Genomic DNA, 17,919 nt, shown 5'->3' on the forward strand with positions numbered 1-17,919 from the left:
AAAATATGACAGATTCTTTGCTCCTGCCAATGTTGCCACTTCGTGATGTGGTTGTGTATCCCCATATGGTGCTGCCGTTATTTGTTGGTCGCGCTAAATCCATAGCGGCATTAGAGTCTGCTATGGAAAATGATAAGCATGTGTTTCTTGTTGCTCAGCAAGATGCTTCCAAAGATGATCCAGCTCTAGAGGATCTTTACTCTATTGGTACAACTGCAAAAGTTATGCAGTTGCTGCGCTTACCTGATGGAACAGTTAAGGTTCTTGTTGAAGGCGGTAAGCGTGCTCGTCTTGAGAAAATGGAAGACGCGGATGGTTTTGTTTTAGGTCGTATCGTTGAGCTTGATCTTCAAACAGAGGATCAAACCGAGCATGGTGTTATTCGTAACGCTCTAATTAAGCAGTTAGATGAATATGTAGCAGGTAGTAAGCGTATTCCTGCAGAAGTTGTGGCTTCCCTAAAATCTATCGATGATCTTGCTAAGCTGATCGATAATATTACGGGTCATATGAGTCTCAAGCTTGAAGATAAGCAAAAAGTATTAGAAATAGATTCCTTAACGGGTCGTGGAGAATATTTGATTGGCTTAATGGATGGCGAGCTTGATATCGCACATCTCGAAAAAAGCATTCGTAGCCGTGTTAAAAAGCAAATGGAAAAAAGTCAGCGTGAGTACTACCTGAATGAGCAAATGAAAGCCATTCAGAAAGAACTGGGTGACATGGAAGATGGCAGCAATGAGCTTGATCAGCTGCAAGAAAAAATTGCCGAAGTTGGCATGTCTGACGAGGCAAAGGAAAAAGCTGAAGGTGAGTTGAAAAAGCTTCGCATGATGTCGCCTATGTCTGCAGAAGCGGCGGTTGTGCGAGGTTATATTGATTGGCTGACGTCTTTGCCTTGGAAAAAACGCAGTAAAGTTCGCAATGACTTGGCTTATGCTGAAAAAATCTTGAACCAAGATCATTATGGTCTTCAAGATGTCAAGGAGCGTATTCTTGAGTTTCTTGCTGTGCAGCAGCGAGTGAAAAAAGTAAAAGGTCCCGTGCTTTGTTTGGTTGGGCCGCCAGGTGTAGGTAAAACGTCACTTGGTCAGTCTATTGCGAAAGCGGTTAATCGTCAGTATGTACGCATGGCGCTTGGTGGTGTTCGTGATGAGGCTGAGATACGAGGTCATCGTCGTACTTATATTGGTTCTATGCCGGGTAAGTTATTGCAGAAGTTGGCGAAAGTAAAAGTTAAAAATCCGCTATTTTTGTTGGATGAAATTGACAAAATGGGGATGGATCAGCGTGGCGATCCAGCATCTGCGCTTTTGGAAGTTCTTGATCCAGAACAAAACCATACTTTTAATGATCATTATCTTGAAGTGGATTTCGATCTTTCTGATGTTATGTTTATTTGTACCTCTAATAGTATGAATATCCCTGGTCCACTTCTGGATCGTATGGAAGTTATTCGAATTCCGGGTTACACCGAAGATGAGAAGTTGAATATCGCGAAGCGCTACTTATTGCCTAAGCAAATTAAGTTATCAGGTCTTAAAGAAAGTGAAATTAAGGTAACAGATGATGCCTTGATGGATGTAATCCGCTACTACACGAAAGAGGCTGGTGTTCGTGGTTTAGAGCGCGAGCTAAGTAAAATTTGTCGTCGTGTAGTCAAAAAACAGGCGTTAAGTAGTAATAAAGAATCAAAAGCTGTTGAAGTAATAAGTGCTAATTTGGAAGATTTTTCCGGTGTGCATAAATTTAGTTACGGAAAAGCAGAAGAAAAAAATCAAATTGGTCAGGTTACGGGATTGGCTTGGACGTCGGTTGGTGGTGAATTATTGACCATCGAAGCGGCTGGTGTGCCGGGTAAGGGTCGTCATGTTAAGACGGGTTCGCTTGGTGATGTGATGCAAGAATCTATTCAAGCAGCGTTGACAGTGGTCAGAAGTCGAGCAACTGGTCTTGGTATTGATGAGGATTTTCATGAAAAAACAGACCTTCACTTGCATGTGCCCGAAGGTGCAACACCTAAAGATGGTCCGAGTGCAGGTGTTGCTATGTGTACGGCCATCGTGTCTGTGCTAACTAAGATCCCTGTTAAGGCCTCTGTGGCGATGACTGGCGAGATTACGCTGCGTGGGGAGGTGCTACCTATAGGTGGGCTTAAAGAGAAGCTTCTTGCGGCTCACAGAGGTGGAATAAAAACTGTGATTATTCCTCAAGAAAATGCTCGTGATTTGAAGGAAATTCCTGATAATATCAAGGCAGACATTGAGGTCATCCCTGTAAAATGGATTGATGAAGTACTGGATATCGCCTTAGAGTACATTCCTTCACCAAAAAAGGTAGAAACATTGCCTTCAAGTGAAAAAACTGTTGATGAACAAGAAACTGTAAGTCATCATTAAAGGCATATCCTGTGTTGACAGGGAGTAGGCTGGGCTTGTATAACTGCTCGCTCGGCCTTGTCGGTAGGCATTTATACTGCGCCGAAAAATTATTAAGGAACCACGAAAATACTGAAGGGGTACAACGTGAACAAATCTGAATTGATTGATGCTATTGCAGCGTCTGCTGATTTATCTAAAGCTTCTGCTAGCAACGCACTTGACGCTACATTAAAAGCAATTGAAGCGGCTTTGGCAAAAGGTGACCAGGTTACACTAGTTGGTTTTGGTACTTTTGCAGTTAAAGAACGTGCGGCACGTACAGGCCGTAATCCTCAAACTGGTGAGGAAATCCAAATTAAAGCAGCGAAGGTTCCTGGTTTTAAAGCCGGTAAAGGTCTAAAAGACGCTGTAAACTAATGTTTTTGGAGCAGTAGTTCAGTTGGTTAGAATACCTGCCTGTCACGCAGGGGGTCGCGGGTTCGAGTCCCGTCTGTTCCGCCATTAGACACAAAAGGTGTATTCCAAGCGGAATACACCTTTTTTATTTGTCATTCAATTAACTCATTTGGAGGCAGTAATGCTCCAGGATATCAGAGATAAGTCACAAGGCATTGTGGTAAAGATCATAGTTGGTTTTATCGTTGTGACTTTTGCTCTATTTGGCGTAGACGCCTTGGTTACTAGCTTTAATTCATCAGATACCGTTGCTGAAGTGGATGGAGTAGATATTACCCGTACGCAAATGTTGCAAGGTGCTGAAACTCAACGCCGTCAATTAATTTCTATGATGGGTGGGCAAGTTAATCCTGCATTACTGGAAGACAACTTATTGCAGCGTCGTGCTTTAGATGAGTTGGTTCAGCGTGTTGTATTAGCTAATCAGGCAAAAGGTCTGGGATTAGGCGTTTCTGACGCTCAAGTGAATGCCTATTTGTTACAGGCTGAGCAATTCCAAACTAACGGTCAGTTTGATCAAAACAAATACCTTAACTTTATTCGTTCTCTTGGTTTTACTCCGCTCGCCTTTAAAGAGCGTATTAAGCAAGATGTTTTAATTCAGCAGCCTCGTAATGCCATTGCTGGTTCTGAGTTTGTTTTGCCTTATCAGGTAGACAGCGTTTCTAAATTGCAGGCTCAAGAAAGAACTTATGATTATGTTTCTTTCTCATTGGCTGATGAATCAGAAAATACCAGTGTGTCAGATGATGAGCTACAAGCGTATTACGAAGCTAATAAAGAGAACTTCAAGACACCAGAGCAAGTCAAAGTAAATTACGTTGTGATTTCAAGCTCTGATTTTAAGAAGAAGGTAAAAGTTACGGATGCCGAATTGCAGGACGCTTACCAAGCTTCTATTTCGGCACTCGCACAAGAAGAGAGATCAGCGTCACATATTTTGATTGATACATCGGATCGCAGTGATGCAGATGCTCAAAAGCGTCTTGAAGAAGTTCAGGCTAAGCTAAAATCCGGTGCTAAGTTTGCGGATTTAGCGGCTGAATACTCTGATGATATTGGCTCTAAGAACGATGGCGGTAATTTAGGTTATGTCGAAAAAGGCACAATAGATCAAGCTTTTGACGATGCGCTGTTTTCTATGAAAAAAGGTGAGATTAAGTCTGTTAAGACTCAGTTTGGTTACCATCTAATTGAATTGGATGATATTACTAAGCCTGATGTTCCTAGCTTTGCTTCTAGAAAATCTGAACTAGAGCAACAATTGCTTGAAAGTAAAGCAAGAGATGCTCTATTGACGGCTCATGAAGATATTACTGATTTGGCCTATGCCAGCGATAAGCTAGATGCTCTCGCAAAAGAATATGGCGTTGATGTACTTCAAAGTGCGTATTTTAGTCGTGATGGTGGTTCTGACGAAGTGACTAGTAATCCAGCAGTTATCGCTGCAGCCTTTGGTGCTCCTGTATTGGAAGATGGTCAGAACAGTAATTTGGTTGAATTGAGTGATGACCAGGTAGTTGTGCTGCATTTGAATGACCATAAACCAGAAGCTTTCCAGTCTTATGAAGAAACGAAAGAACAGGTCGCTTCGATTGTTGTTCAAAATAAAGCGGTAGAGTCACTGCGCGCTAAAGCTGAAAAAGCGAAGAGTGCAAGTGGTACCAAGTGGACTTCTGTGAAAGATGCTAAGCGCGGTCAAGATGAAATGACATCATTGGCTTTCTCTTTGCCTCACCCAGATGGTAAACCTGTTATTGAAGTGAAAGGTCTTTCTAATGGTGATTTGGCTTTGATTCGCTTAAATAAAGTTGATGTGGGTAATGCGACGGTTCCTGAAGATCAGAAACTGGCTTATGAGCGTTACTTGAATCAGACTCAAGCAACTCTTAGCTCTCAAGGTCAGCAAGACTACTTAAAGAATAAAGCAAAAATAGAAAGATAGACTGTTATTTTGCTCACAAAAAAGCCACTCAATGTTGAGTGGCTTTTTTGTTTGCTTGAATTTTCTAACTAGCAAAAGTCTTTTGTTTATTTGCTGTTAGAAAGGGATGTTAGCCATTGGTTTGATGGGATAAAGAAAGCTTGTCCTGTTGTTGCACGAGTATACTTCATGAGGTGGTCGGTGTTGCCATTCTCGTCACCTTTTACCATGCTTTCCAGCATTAAATTAAAAATTACTGGTGTCTTGCTATAGCTGGCAAACATAAGGCCTTTTTCTGTCGAAGAGGCAAATGGCATGCTGTGGCGCAAGATTTCCATCGAGTTGCCATTTTCATCTTTAAGCGAAGTACGCTTGGTATGAGCATGGACAGATTTTTCTGCTGAAGGGTATTCTTGGTTGGTATGTTTGGTTCGTCCAAATATATCCTCTTGAGTTTTTAGGTCTTCTTTTTCCCATTTATCTAAGTCATGAACGAAACGCATTAAATTGAAGTAGGAGCCGTATTCAAAGCTTGGATCTTCATCGCCTACTAGAGCAACTGCCTTGCGCTGCTCGCCCGCAGGGTTTTCAGTGCCATCCACAAATCCAGTCAAATCACGATTATCTAGATACTTAAAGCAACTGACTTCTTCAACTAACGTGACGCTGCTTCCAAATGCTTTAAAAAGAACATTAGCTAACTGGTATGTTGCATCACGGCGAGATGAGCGTATATGAAGAACAAGATCAACGTCTGTTGGTGTGAACTCAATGTCTTTGCCTGCAACATGAGGGAAGGTGGCAAGAAGTTTCGGACGCTTGCTGTCTAGCTCATCCCATATAAGGCTGCTAAGGCCAATGGCAGTGTGTAGATCTGCTGCTGGGAACTGTAATTGCAGTTCTTCAATAAGCGCAGGAGCAGCCGCTAGGGCGTTTCTAAGGTTGTTGATTTCTGATCTATTTACATTGAATGTAATAAAAAGGGCATCACTTGAGGCTTCGGCAACAATGCCAGATTGAAATGGTGTCATCATGTTGGTCCTTTTTGGAAAGAGTATTCATTAAAAGTTTGGATAAAGTGTTTTCAGCTGGCTAGCCTGAGAAGGTTTGGCTTGTCCGCTAGTGTATTCATCAAGGGCATCGGCAAGAGGTTGTCCTTGCCATTCATGTGCAGGATTGTTTGAGTACAGCATCAATTCCGCTTCCATTAGAAGTTGAGTAACATGTACGGACGTTAGACGTTTTATGTCATCAACACTACGAATTTCGTTGTCTCCCCAGCGATGACGAGCCCATTCTAATAGGCTGGGTCTTAATGATGGCAGGTTATTTTGCTGGCAACACTCAATTAACGCCCTGTAAGCACTTTGTTCATCTGTAGTACTGAGTGGCGCAAATTCTTGTAATGTAGGGACTTGGTAATTGACTTCTGGCTGTGATTTTTTGCGTTTGAGCCAAATAATAGTCCATATACTCAGCATAACTATTGCTAAAATCAGCAATCCAGCAATTAGGTAATGACGTAGCGAAAAGCCGTCGTTTGTTTGTAATACTTTTAGATCTAGGCCATTTTCTTGTGTCGTTTGATTTGATTGTACTTCTTTTTCTACTGGTTTTTTGGCCAAAGATATTGGGGCGACCGAGCGGGTTTGAGCAGGTAATGGCTCATTGATTGTTTGTTTTTTTGTGGTGGCATCATTCGTTTTGCTGGACGTATTTGGTAATGGCGCAATTTCAATGGCTTGTGTTGAGGCGCTAGCCGTACTAATAGCTCTTGTTTCTGTATTCCAGTAGGTGATATTGATGTCAGGCAGAGTAAGAGTGCCTTGTTCCGTTGGAACCACTTCAACTGTAATGCTTTGACTGCCAGTCACGCCGTCAGCCGTTTTTTGATTGTCGAATTTAGGTGGTTTTGGATAGAGCTTGTAATTGCGAGTACTGTTGAAATCTAGTGTTGGAATTTGTTCGGGCAAGGCGCCTTTGGCACTGATATTAATCGTCCAAATAAGCGTGTCGCCAATTCTTGGCGCATCATTCGATTTATCAAGGGTGGTTGATACGGTTACTTTGCTACTAGGTAGCCAGGCATCGCCTGTGTAGCTGGCTGGAATTGGAGTCACTTGAAGATTAAGAGGTTCGCTTTGAACCTTTATCATTCTTCTACCTGTTGATGTGTTAATCATCGCTTGAATGCTTTGTGGTGGTATCGTCAATAGGCCGCTGCGCTGTGGGAAGGCTAAATAATCTCGTGTAATAACCTGATACTGAGTGCCATTAACTGTTTGATAATTCATCTGATCGTCAGTAAGTCTTTCAATGACAAGATCAGGGTGCGAAGGGACAGATCGATTGGCATTTTGTAGTGCGACAGAAGTATAAAGCTTGACGCTCAAGATGACTTCTTGCTGAAGATATGGCTCGATTTCGGATACTTCTGTTTTTAGCATGACAGGCGGATTGCCATTGCTATCCAGTAGTTGTGGTGAGCTTTTAATGGTCAGTCTAATAGGTTGAGATTCATGATCACCTATTTTTATCGGGGGGATTTCAAATGTGCCGACTGATTTTGGCATCAAGGTGACAACCCAAAAGTTTAAAGCAGTACTCGTGCCTAGGTTGAAGCTAAATTGGCTGTTTTGGCTTTTACCTAAGATATCAAAATCGCGTTCTAAAGGAGATAAGTCTGGGCCGTTTCCGGTGTCTGAAAAGTCGGCACGTAAAGTGAGCTGAACGACTTCGTTTTCAGTTGCGACGTTTTTATTAAGCGTGGCGGTAACACTGGCTGCGTGAAGAGAGCTTGATAATGTAATAAAAAGCAGGGTCGTCATTAGTGAGAAAAACAAGCGACTTGGCTTGTTTTGCGATATTAATGAAAGGAAGTAGTGCTTTATTACCATGGGTTTTGCCCATCCTCTTGCGAAAATCGATTTTCATTGCGCTTTTCTTGGTGTAAATACCAGAGCTTGCGTTGTAACAGTAATCCTGGGTCGTCTTGGATTTGTCTTAGCCACTGGTTGAGCGCTTGTGTTTTTTCTTTGTCTAGTTTTGAGTTTTCAGGCTGTTTCTGTTCTTGTTCGTCTGGTTTTTCATTTTGCTTATTATCCTCAGGTGTTTTGTTTTTGTCTTGTTTTTCGTTCTTTTTATTATCTTTTTTTGAGTCAGAGGGATCTTTTGAGTCGTTTTTATCCTTTGAATTGCTTTTATTATTTGCATCAGACTGGTTGGGTTGTTTGTTTTGATTCTTCTCTTTGTCTTGCTGTTTAGATTTTTCCTGTTCTTTTTTCTGCTGGTCTTTCTTTTGTTGTTCTTGTTGCTGCTTTTTTAAGTAATCAAGATTGTCTTTAGCGGCTTTTAGTGAAGGATCTTGTTCTAATGCTTTTTCATAGGCTCGAATAGCCTTTTCGGTATCGCCTGATAATGCCAGCGCATTGCCCAGATTATAATTTTCTGCTGCGTTTCTATCTAAATTACCTAATTGCTGAATCGTTTCTGGATAATTTTCTACGGCGTATGACGATGCTGCTTTCCATTCTGGCTGCTGAAAGTATTGATTAGCCGCTTGCCAATTGCCTTGATCTACCGCCTGTTGGCCTTTTTGATCTGGCGTCAGAAACCAATCAAGAGGAGAGGCTTGTAGCTTCTCGGAAGGTAAATAAATGACGCTAACCAGCAATATAAATAGCATGCCTTTGCGGAACTGAAATGCCAGCCAAATTAAAAAGGGTAGAGCAAGCCACTGGCCTTGTTCTATCCAATGTATGCTTTTATTTTGTGCTTTTTGAGTCTGTTGATTATCCAGTTTTGTATTGGTGATTTGTGCCAGTTCTGGAGGGCTTAAGCGTCCTTGGTGGAATGTACCGCCAAGTGATGTGGTCAGTGCTTTTAAATCATTAATAGGTGTTATTGGCGTGATGTTTTTGCCATTTTTTCTCAAGATTTGACCGTCAGGTAGTTTGATCAATGATGTGTTCGTTGTGCCTACAGCCACTAAATCCAACTGTATGTTTTTGCCTTTAAATAACGCAGGGATTGCCGTCTTATCCTGCTCGCTAAGGTCATCGGTTAACACAATAAGATGCAGTGGCGTGGCGTCATCTTTGCTAAGAGATAATGCGGTTTGAATACCACTGGTTAGGTTGCTACCGTACGTCGGCATGATGATCGGATCTAATGCGAGTAAAAAATGGATGATAGTTTCTCTGTCTTGGCTAAAAGGGCTGATAACAAAGCCTTCACCTGCAAATGCGACCAGTGCAATATCGCCTTCTTTACTTTGTGCCAGTATGTCGCGAATGGTTTGTTTTAATTGAGTTTGTCTGTTTGGCTTAATGTCGGTCGCGTACATAGATAGCGATTGATCAACAACTAAGATAGTTTTCTGGGTATTTTCAAACATCGTGGTTGGCGCTTTCGTCCAGCTGATGCCAGCTAAACCAATCCAACACAATGATATTGCTGCTAAACCAAGCCATTTATTCACGTTACTGGAGGTATTTTGATAGACCAGGTGCTGCATCAAATGCTGATCGACGACTTTGTTGAGCGTACTTTTGTTTGAGCTTTTTGTGGTGATGAAATACGCCAGTAGCAAGGTAACAGGTAGTAAAATAAGCCAGTAGGGACGTTCAAAGTGAATCAAGTCAAAAAGCATCATGCTTGACCTCTTTTGCGCGAGCTTCTTTTATGCAGAAAGCTTTTCTTCCATGCAAGTTGTTTGCTGGCGAGTAGCGCTAAACCTAGAAAGATAATCGAGGCAAGTCCTAGCCAATGGAATAGGCTGGTTAATGGTCGTTGCCAAATATCTTCAGCGGGTGTCGGTTCTAACGCATCAAGTGTTTGGTAAATGGCTTGCAGATCTTCAGTACTTTTGGCGCGGAAATATTCGCCACCTGTTTGTGCGGCAATATTTTTCAATAGTGTTTCATCTAGATCGCTAGAAGGGTTTATGGCTTTAGGGCCAAAGAAGCTTTGAACAATCATGCTATCTGCGCCAATGCCTATGGTGTGGATTTTTACATTCTGTGAAGCAGCAAAGGCAGCGGCTTGTTGAGGTTGGACTCGACCTGCGGTATTTGCGCCATCCGTCATTAAAATAAGTACTTTTTTATCGGAGGGTTTATCTTCTAGTCTTTTTATTCCCAGTCCGATGGCATCGCCAATGGCAGTTTGTTCACCAGCAAAACCAATTTGGGCTTCTTGCACGAGCTGATTAATCGTCTTGGTATCAAAGCTTAACGGTGCTTGCAGATAGGCTTTTGAGCCAAACACGATAATGCCAATTCGGTCACCGCGGCGTTGTTGAATAAAGTCAGACAAAACAGATTTGGCGGCTTCTAGTCGGTTTGCTGGTTGGTCATTTAGTGCCATATCGCTGACTTGCATACTGCCAGATAAGTCCAGAGCAATCAGCAAATCTCGGCCTGACGGCGTGACTTTTGTGGGCTCGCCTAACCAAACAGGTTGGCTCATAGCAAAGATCAGTAATATCCAAGAGATCAACAGGCAGGTGTAGCGCAAAGTCGGGCGTTTAGGGATCGCTTTACCATCTTGATGGTCGACTAACTGTGCTGTATTTCCCCACCAAATGCCGTCGCCTTTGGGTTTAGCTTTTGGTAGCAAATACATAATAAAGGGCAAAGGCAAAAGAAGAAGGAACCAAGGCCAAGACAATTCAAGCATGGTGTTTCCTTATCCAATAACAAGTGTTTTTTATCATAGTGCTGCGTTGTTCTGATGTTAGCTCAATCTGGCTTCTATAAGGACCATCGATAAACTCGTTGCCGAGCGTAGAGAATTGTCGTTTTGCTGGCATAGATTTGTCTAGCGTTTCAAATAATGTCTTGCTGGGCAAAGCAGCAGTTTCTGTTTTGCCTTCACTTATTAAGCAGCGACGTACCATTTCGTGGCAAAGTAAAATGCTTTCTTTATCTGAGAGTTCGCTGGATTGCTTAGTTATATTAGAAAGCGCCTCGCGTCGATAGGTGCGTTTTTTATGGCGTCGATACCATAAGAACAGCAAACCTATTATTACTAAAATAATGGCCGCAACAATAAGCCAGGTCCACCAAACGGGCGGCCACATAGGAATAGATTGCGGTAGCATATAAGCTTTGTGTGGCAAGTCTATTGCTTGTGTTGCTGATTGTAGAGGCGCTTGTGCGGTAGGCATCAGCGAAGTGCTCCTTGAGAAAGTAGATAGCGAGCAATTTTTTCAGGCGATTCGGTGATATCAAATATTTGGTGGCGAATGCCAAAAGAAGCCAGTTTTTTACGCATCAACGTGTTTTGTGATAGGAAATCAGCTTTCGCTTGTTGCATGCTGTTTTTGCTGATGGTCACGGGTTTAATGCCGTTATTATCGGCCATTTGATATTGGCCAGCAGGTAAGTTAAAGACATTGCTATCGATGATTTGTATCCAGTGAACGGAGTTGTGCTCGGCAAGCTTCATCAGCGCGCTTTCTTCGTCATCATTCCAGCTTTGTTTGTCTGTAAGAATGATCACGTCTTTATTATGAGCTTTGTTGGCAAGTAAGGTGTTAGACCAAATACTGGTGGTTGTATGACCGTTGGCTCGATTTTCTATCTTAGACGCGTCTTTTAAATAGTTTAAAAGCGTCGGTAATGTGCCTGATTTATTGCTGGCGTGTTCTTGGTTGCCGTAGGTGATTCGATAAGACAGGGTGTCACCTTGCTGTTTGGAGCGCCACGCAATAATACCTGCAAGTTGAATAAAGCGCGTGGCAATAAAGGTATGACGAGTTCCAAAATAAGCGCTACTAGACAGATCCAATAATAATAGCCGTTGATGGTCGTTTTCTTGCGCATAAAGTCGAGTATGAGCTTGGCCTGTTCTAGCCGTCACTCGCCAATCGATGTGGCGCAAATCGTCACTGGCTTGATAAGCTCGAAGTTCGAGCATTTCCATGCCATGACCTTTTTGTCGTGAACGACGCTCTCCTGAATTGGTCGCAAAACGAATGGCTTTGGGGGCTCGTCCTAAATGCTTGGCATAACTTGCCAATAGGGCGAAATGGGCGTCATCCAGCTCAGGAGATTCGGGTGATAATAATGGGCTCATCGACTCGGTGCCTTTTGTTGCGATTCCCTGAGTTACAGTGCAGGAACGTGACTAATTAATCGCTTCAATAGATCGTCAACAGATAATCCGGCGGCTTGTGCTTCAAACGTCGTAATGATGCGATGGCGCAGCACAGGTAAGGCAATCTGGCGAACATCGTCTGGTGTAACAAAGTCCCTACCGTTTATCAGCGCATTGGCACGAGCACAACGATCAAGAGCTAAGGTGCCACGAGGGCTGGCGCCAAATTCAATCAGATTTGTTCCTTTACCCGCTTCACCTAAATAAAGCTCAGGTTGGCGAGTCGCCATGACGAGCTGCACTATGTATTGCTCGACACTTTCAGACATATATAAAGACAAGGCTTTATGCTGAAGTTCAAGAATTTCATGAGGTTTGCAAACAGGTTGCGGTTTGCTTGTAGAGGTTTTGTGTAAATCTTGCTGACGCACTAATCTGAGTACATCCAATTCGCTGGCAGCGCTTGGGTAGCCGAGGTTTATTTTCATCATAAAGCGATCAAGCTGCGCTTCAGGTAAAGGATAAGTGCCTTCTTGCTTGATTGGGTTTTGCGTGGCAATAACAAAAAACAGTGCAGACAGCGGGTAGCTGTGATTGCCAACGGTGACTTGTCTTTCACCCATGGCTTCAAGCAATGCAGATTGTACTTTGGCTGGCGCTCTGTTGATCTCGTCGGCTAGCACTATGTCGTTCATGATTGGGCCGGGAATAAAGCTAAACTGGCCGGTTTCTTGCTGATAAATATCAGAACCCGTGACATCGCCAGGTAAAAGATCTGGTGTAAACTGGATGCGCTGGAAGCGGCTGTCGATAGCACTAGCAAGAGCTTTTGCTGCGGTGGTTTTTGCTATGCCCGGTGGCCCTTCTAGAAGTACATGGCCATTAGCGACTAAAGCGACAAGTAATTCGTGAGTTAAATCTGGTTGGCCGACAACGGCGTGATTTAGATGATCTTTTAATTGCTCAATTACAGTTACCATCGAACCTAGGTTCCTTATACTTTTGTCAATAAAAGTGTCAACGCAAGATGAAAACCTTGCAAAACGAATATGCTCACCAATACTTTGTTAAAAACAGCACTCAAAGTGCTCGTTTATCACCTATAAACAACGCTTTTTCGTCTGTTTTTGCCTCGTCTTGGCTTCGCTCGTGACTTCGTGCAAAGGTCTCCATATAATAGCCTTCATCTTATCGGATTCAAATCTTTACGCACAGGGTGATCTCTGTAAGGGTAACGTAAGCACAGGACGAAAAAAATGGCGAAAATTGTATTAAATGTGGCTTTGCCTGCGTTTAAATATGAAGCTATGTATGCTGGAGCAGCGAAAAACCTAGTCGCGAGCAGTCTAGATGGTCGTAAAGTTCAGTTGCCTTTGTCAGCTTTTCAGCGTTTTGTTACTCATCAAGGGATTTACGGTTTTTTTGAAGTAGAATTTGATGACATGAATAAGCTGATTGCCGTCACTAAAGTCAGATAGCACGAATCATACAGCACGAATTAGAAGAATATATAAATTAGACAGCACAGACCAGATAAGGCATTTATCTGATTTTAATCGCCTAGGAGCCCTAACAATGTACCAATTTGCTCGCTCGTTACTTTTTAAACTGGACCCAGAAGTCTCCCATGAATTGTCATTGGATCTTCTTGCAGCAAGCAGTCGGTTGGGTTTAAACAAATTTCTAGGTGGTTTGCCATCGACTAAACCGGTTGATGTGATGGGATTGCGTTTCCCTAACGCAGTAGGTTTGGCGGCTGGTTTGGATAAAAATGCCGATGCATTTGAAGCCTTGGGTGCATTAGGATTTGGTTTTGTTGAAGTAGGAACCGTGACACCGAAAGGGCAGGCAGGAAATCCTAAGCCGCGTTTGTTCCGCTTGCCAGAGCATGAAGCCATTATCAATCGCATGGGCTTTAATAATAAAGGTGTAGATCATTTGGTTTCACGAATTAAATCTCACCGCTATCCTGGTGTGTTGGGTGTCAATATTGGCAAAAACCTAACCACATCGGTAGAAGATGCGGCAGCAGATTATTTGGCTTGTTTAGAAAACGTTATTCCTTACGCAGATTACATTACAGCAAACATTAGCTCGCCAAACACACCGGGACTTCGTAGTTTGCAATTTGGTGAAAGCTTGGCTCAGTTAATCGCGCCATTGGTTGCAGCACGTGACCGTTACGAAGCAGAGCAGGGTAAGCGTGTGCCATTGGCGGTGAAAATTGCTCCTGATATGACAGACGACGAAATTAAAATGGTTGCTGATACTCTGGTTGAGCAGGGTGTTGATGGTATTATTGCCACCAATACCACCTTGTCTCGCGATGCGGTTTTAGGTCATCAATTTGAAAAAGAAGCGGGCGGTTTGAGTGGTATGCCAGTTCGCGATGCGTCTACTCATGTCGTTAAAGTATTGGCTGAGCATTTGAAAGACACCTTGCCTATTATTGGTGTTGGCGGTATTTCAAGTGGCGCCGATGCGGTAGAAAAACTGCAAGCGGGTGCGCGTTTAGTACAGATATATTCGGGCTTTATTTATCACGGCCCTGAGTTAATTAAGGAAGCTATAGCTAGCACTGATGCTTATTACCGAGAGCTTGATCTCGGCATCTAAAGATCGAATTGAAAACAAGGCGCAGCGTATTTTGTGCCTTGTTTAAAAAAGAGGGCGGGACACAATCCCGCCCTCTTTATGCGTTTCGAAACATTCATTGAAATTTAAAAAAGTATTTTATAAATGAGCACGATATTACAGACAACTGATTCAGCAAGTCAGGTTTACGCATTAGAAATAACCTGTCCTCTTGGGTTAGAGAATGTCTTAGAAAAAGAGCTGCATGGTGAAGGCCTGACGCAAACTCGATTGGGTGAAGCGCAGGTTAAGCTGACCACAGACTTAGAAGGCATGTACAAAGCGTGCCTTTGGTCTCGCGTTGCAACTCGCGTTATGTTGCCGATTGCCAATTTCAAAATGGAATCTGCCGACGACTTATACGATGGTGTAAAAGCGATTCAGTGGTCCGATCACATGAATGCAAGCAACACCATCGCGATTGATTGCCACGGCACCAATCACCATATCCGCAATACACAGTTTGGTGCGGTTCGTGCCAAAGATGCCATTGCCGATTACTTTATTGCCTTGTCCGGCGAACGTCCTAACGTTGAAAAAGAACAGCCAGAAGTCCGTATTGCTTTGCGTATCAAACGTGACGTTGTGACAGTCAGCATCGACTTATCCGGCGAAAGTATGCACCGCCGCGGTTACCGTCAACAAGGTGGCATGGCACCTCTTAAAGAAAACTTAGCGGCCGGTCTTTTGCTACGTGCAGGTTGGGGAACGGATTGCGGTTTGACGCAATTGATCGATCCAATGTGTGGTTCTGGTACTTTCCTTGTTGAAGCCGCGATGATGTCTTTGGACATGGCTCCGGGTTTGCGTCGTCCGTATTGGGGATTCAAAGGCTGGAAACAGCACGATCACCGTATGTGGCAACAGCTAATGGACTTCGCCAAGAATCGTAAAAAAGACCCAGCAACTTTGGGTGTTCGTTTCCAAGGTACTGATCGAGAGCAAAAAGCCATTGCCGCTGCGCGAGAAAATATCAAGCGTGCAGGACTAACCGACGTCATTGACGTGACCATGTCGTCGTTCCAAGAACACGAATTCGATATCAACCCTGAGGCTCCGGGTCTATTAATTACCAACCCACCTTATGGTGAACGTATTGGTGATGAAATGGCCTTGATTGCCTTGTATCGCCAATTGGGCGAATGGGTTGTGACTCACGTGCGTGGCTGGCAGTTTATGATGCTAACCAGTAACGATCATCTGGCGCGTCAAATTCCAGCTAGACCAGAGAAAAGCACACGAGTGATAAACGGTGGCATCGAATGTCGTGCGTATCAGTTCCCATTGTTGGCTGGCAGCATAAAAGAAGATGTCGTCGCGCAATCGGTTATGACGCCAGGCGCACAAATGTTTGCTAACCGACTGCAAAAGAATGCTAAGAAACTGAAAAAATGGGTCGAAAAAAACAAGATCCAGTGTTACCGCGTTTATGATGCCGATATGCCTGAATACTCTGTCGCCATTGATGTATATGGCGATTGGGCGCACGTGCAAGAATATCAGGCACCAAAAAGCGTTGACCCAGAAAAAGCCAAACAGCGTTTGTTTGAAGTAATGTCTGCCATTCCGACCGCGTTGAATATTTCAGAATCTAATGTAATTTTGAAACAGCGCCAAAGACAGACTGGCAAAGAACAATATGAAAAATTCGATCAAACAAAACACGAAATGATCGTAGAAGAGTATGGCTGTGAATTCATCGTTAATCTAAAAGATTATTTGGATACTGGTTTGTTCCTTGATCACCGTCCAGTACGTAAATTGATTCAAGACAAAGCCAATGGCGTACGCTTCTTAAACTTGTTCTGCTACACAGCGACCGCGTCTGTTCATGCTGGACAAGGTGGTGCGCGCAGTTCATTGAGTGTCGATATGTCGAATACTTACACTGAATGGGCGCGTCGCAATATCGAATTGAATGAATTTTCAGACCGTTATCATCAGGTAGAGCGTGCAGACTGTATCGAATGGCTAAAACAAAGTCGTGATAAATTTGACTTGATCTTCATGGATCCGCCGACGTTTTCGAACTCGAAAAAAATGGCAGACATCCTAGATATTCAGCGCGATCATGGTGAACTTGTTCGTTTGGCTATGGCAAGATTGGCGAGAGGTGGTGAGCTTATTTTCTCTAATAACTATCGTCGTTTTGTATTGGACGAAGCATTAGAGCAAGAATACGATGTGAAAAACATCACTCGTGAAACGCTGGACCCAGATTTTGATCGTAACGACAAAATTCACCAGTGCTACATTATTAAGAACAAGTAATTAAGTAAAAGCAGTTAAGAATAAATAAGAGAATTCAGTATAATTCGCCGACGTTTTTTAAGGCTAAGCCCGTTGTTTAGCCTTTTTACTTTTAAGAGTTTTTAAGGTTTATAAGTTTTACTATGAGAAAGAAAACATTTCGACTTGTGATTAGTTGTCCCGACAGAGTGGGGATTGTAGCGGCGGTAAGTCAGTTTTTGAACGAACGCCAAGGCTCGATTATCGAAGCGAGTCATCATACAGATTTAGAGCAAAAATGGTTCTTTATGCGTCATGATGTAGATGCAGAAAGCTTGAATATCGATGTTGAAACCTTCCGCAGAGAATTCGCGCCAATCGCAGAAGAATTCAACATGCGCTGGTATGTGAAAGACAGTGAAGATCGTCCTAAAGTTGTTTTGTTGGCAACCAAAGAATCTCATTGCCTAAACGACATTATGCATCGCTGGCACACAGGCGAACTGAACTGTGAAATCGTTGGTGTTATTGCGAACCACGAAGACCTGCGCTCTATGGTCGAATGGTACAAGATTCCATATTTCTGCATTCCTGTGCCAAAAGAAGATAAAATGCCTGCCTTCCAAGAAATTGAAGCCTGCATTGATCAGTCTGGTGCTGACACCATTGTGCTAGCGCGCTACATGCAGATCTTCCCAGAATACTTGTGCGAGAAATACCGTCACAAGGTGATCAATATCCACCACAGTTTCTTGCCATCTTTTATTGGTGCTAAGCCTTATCATCAGGCCGCCGTTCGTGGTGTGAAACTGATTGGTGCAACGTGCCACTATGTCACTGCCGATTTAGACGCAGGCCCGATTATCGAACAAGACGTGATTCGTGTTCGCCATAGCCATGCGGCAGAAGACATGGTTCGTCTAGGCAAAGACATTGAAAAACTCGTACTTTCACGTGGACTACGTTACCACTTGGAAGATCGTGTTTTAGTACACGGTAATAAAACCGTCGTGTTTGCTGAATAAAGCAATCACTGCAAGGTTTGTGAAAAGGGAAGGCGTGATGTCTTCCCTTTTTTTTAACTTTTTGAGACCGTTGATCAACGACTAGCCTCGTGGCAGGATGAAAAAGGTTTCTTTTTTTATCTTTTTGTAATCTTGATGGGAGAAAATTACTGTTCTTGAAAAAAGTGTC

The 17,919-nt window shown here is 43.1% G+C and carries 14 protein-coding genes and 1 tRNA gene; 8 read left to right on the forward strand and 7 right to left on the reverse strand.

Annotated features, from left to right (window positions below; all coding sequences use genetic code 11):
- The first annotated feature begins 5 nt into the window (after positions 1-5).
- The 4 genes from lon to CYL31_RS08460 all read left to right on the forward strand — a co-directional run bounded on the left by lon (position 6) and on the right by CYL31_RS08460 (position 4,782).
- Complete coding sequence (gene lon / locus CYL31_RS08445) at positions 6-2,399, forward strand: endopeptidase La (RefSeq protein WP_212918475.1); 2,394 nt, start codon at positions 6-8, stop codon at positions 2,397-2,399.
- Between the two features lie 126 nt (positions 2,400-2,525).
- Positions 2,526-2,798, forward strand: a complete 273-nt coding sequence (hbs, locus tag CYL31_RS08450) for a non-specific DNA-binding protein Hbs (RefSeq protein ID WP_012069435.1) — start codon at positions 2,526-2,528, stop codon at positions 2,796-2,798.
- Positions 2,799-2,805: 7 nt separating this feature from the next.
- A tRNA-Asp gene (locus CYL31_RS08455) sits at positions 2,806-2,882 on the forward strand.
- 76 nt (positions 2,883-2,958) lie between these two features.
- Positions 2,959-4,782, forward strand: a complete 1,824-nt coding sequence (locus CYL31_RS08460; protein WP_212918476.1) for a SurA N-terminal domain-containing protein — start codon at positions 2,959-2,961, stop codon at positions 4,780-4,782.
- Positions 4,783-4,868: 86 nt separating this feature from the next.
- On the opposite strand, the gene CYL31_RS08465 is transcribed toward CYL31_RS08460, so the two are convergent.
- Genes CYL31_RS08465 through CYL31_RS08495 form a run of 7 tightly spaced genes read right to left on the reverse strand, consistent with a single transcriptional unit; the run spans position 4,869 to position 12,842 of the window.
- Positions 4,869-5,795, reverse strand: a complete 927-nt coding sequence (locus tag CYL31_RS08465; protein ID WP_212918477.1) for a Dyp-type peroxidase — start codon at positions 5,793-5,795, stop codon at positions 4,869-4,871.
- Between the two features lie 27 nt (positions 5,796-5,822).
- Positions 5,823-7,658, reverse strand: a complete 1,836-nt coding sequence (locus tag CYL31_RS08470; protein ID WP_212918478.1) for a BatD family protein — start codon at positions 7,656-7,658, stop codon at positions 5,823-5,825.
- Positions 7,652-9,415 carry a VWA domain-containing protein gene (locus CYL31_RS08475; RefSeq protein ID WP_212918479.1) on the reverse strand — a complete coding sequence of 588 codons (1,764 nt, stop codon included), beginning with the start codon at positions 9,413-9,415 and terminating at the stop codon, positions 7,652-7,654. Before CYL31_RS08475 ends, CYL31_RS08470 begins: the two co-directional genes overlap by 7 nt.
- Entirely contained in the window at positions 9,412-10,440 is a 1,029-nt protein-coding gene (locus CYL31_RS08480; RefSeq protein WP_212918480.1) for a VWA domain-containing protein, read from the reverse strand. The genes CYL31_RS08475 and CYL31_RS08480 overlap by 4 nt, the downstream gene beginning before the upstream one ends.
- Positions 10,433-10,930 (reverse strand): DUF4381 domain-containing protein, encoded by a 498-nt coding sequence (locus tag CYL31_RS08485; protein ID WP_212918481.1) that lies wholly within the window; start codon positions 10,928-10,930, stop codon positions 10,433-10,435. Before CYL31_RS08485 ends, CYL31_RS08480 begins: the two co-directional genes overlap by 8 nt.
- On the reverse strand, positions 10,930-11,841 hold the full coding sequence (locus tag CYL31_RS08490) for a DUF58 domain-containing protein (RefSeq protein ID WP_212918482.1): 912 nt from the start codon (positions 11,839-11,841) through the stop codon (positions 10,930-10,932). The genes CYL31_RS08485 and CYL31_RS08490 overlap by 1 nt, the downstream gene beginning before the upstream one ends.
- Before the next feature lie 32 nt (positions 11,842-11,873).
- A complete protein-coding gene (locus CYL31_RS08495; RefSeq protein WP_212918483.1) occupies positions 11,874-12,842 on the reverse strand; it encodes an AAA family ATPase in 969 nt (322 codons plus the stop codon).
- 276 nt (positions 12,843-13,118) lie between these two features.
- Between CYL31_RS08495 and CYL31_RS08500 the strand changes: the two genes are divergently transcribed.
- From CYL31_RS08500 to purU, 4 genes are all read left to right on the forward strand, one after another.
- Positions 13,119-13,340: a DUF2835 family protein gene (locus CYL31_RS08500; protein ID WP_212918484.1), complete on the forward strand. Its 222-nt coding sequence runs from the start codon at positions 13,119-13,121 to the stop codon at positions 13,338-13,340.
- 97 nt (positions 13,341-13,437) lie between these two features.
- Positions 13,438-14,478 (forward strand): quinone-dependent dihydroorotate dehydrogenase, encoded by a 1,041-nt coding sequence (locus CYL31_RS08505; protein ID WP_212918485.1) that lies wholly within the window; start codon positions 13,438-13,440, stop codon positions 14,476-14,478.
- A gap of 123 nt (positions 14,479-14,601) precedes the next feature.
- Positions 14,602-16,767, forward strand: a complete 2,166-nt coding sequence (rlmKL, locus tag CYL31_RS08510) for a bifunctional 23S rRNA (guanine(2069)-N(7))-methyltransferase RlmK/23S rRNA (guanine(2445)-N(2))-methyltransferase RlmL (RefSeq protein ID WP_212918486.1) — start codon at positions 14,602-14,604, stop codon at positions 16,765-16,767.
- Positions 16,768-16,889: 122 nt separating this feature from the next.
- Positions 16,890-17,750 carry a formyltetrahydrofolate deformylase gene (gene purU, locus CYL31_RS08515; RefSeq protein ID WP_212918487.1) on the forward strand — a complete coding sequence of 287 codons (861 nt, stop codon included), beginning with the start codon at positions 16,890-16,892 and terminating at the stop codon, positions 17,748-17,750.
- Positions 17,751-17,919 lie beyond the last annotated feature (169 nt).

This window comes from Marinomonas sp. A3A (assembly GCF_018336955.1).
Classification (GTDB): domain Bacteria; phylum Pseudomonadota; class Gammaproteobacteria; order Pseudomonadales; family Marinomonadaceae; genus Marinomonas; species Marinomonas lutimaris.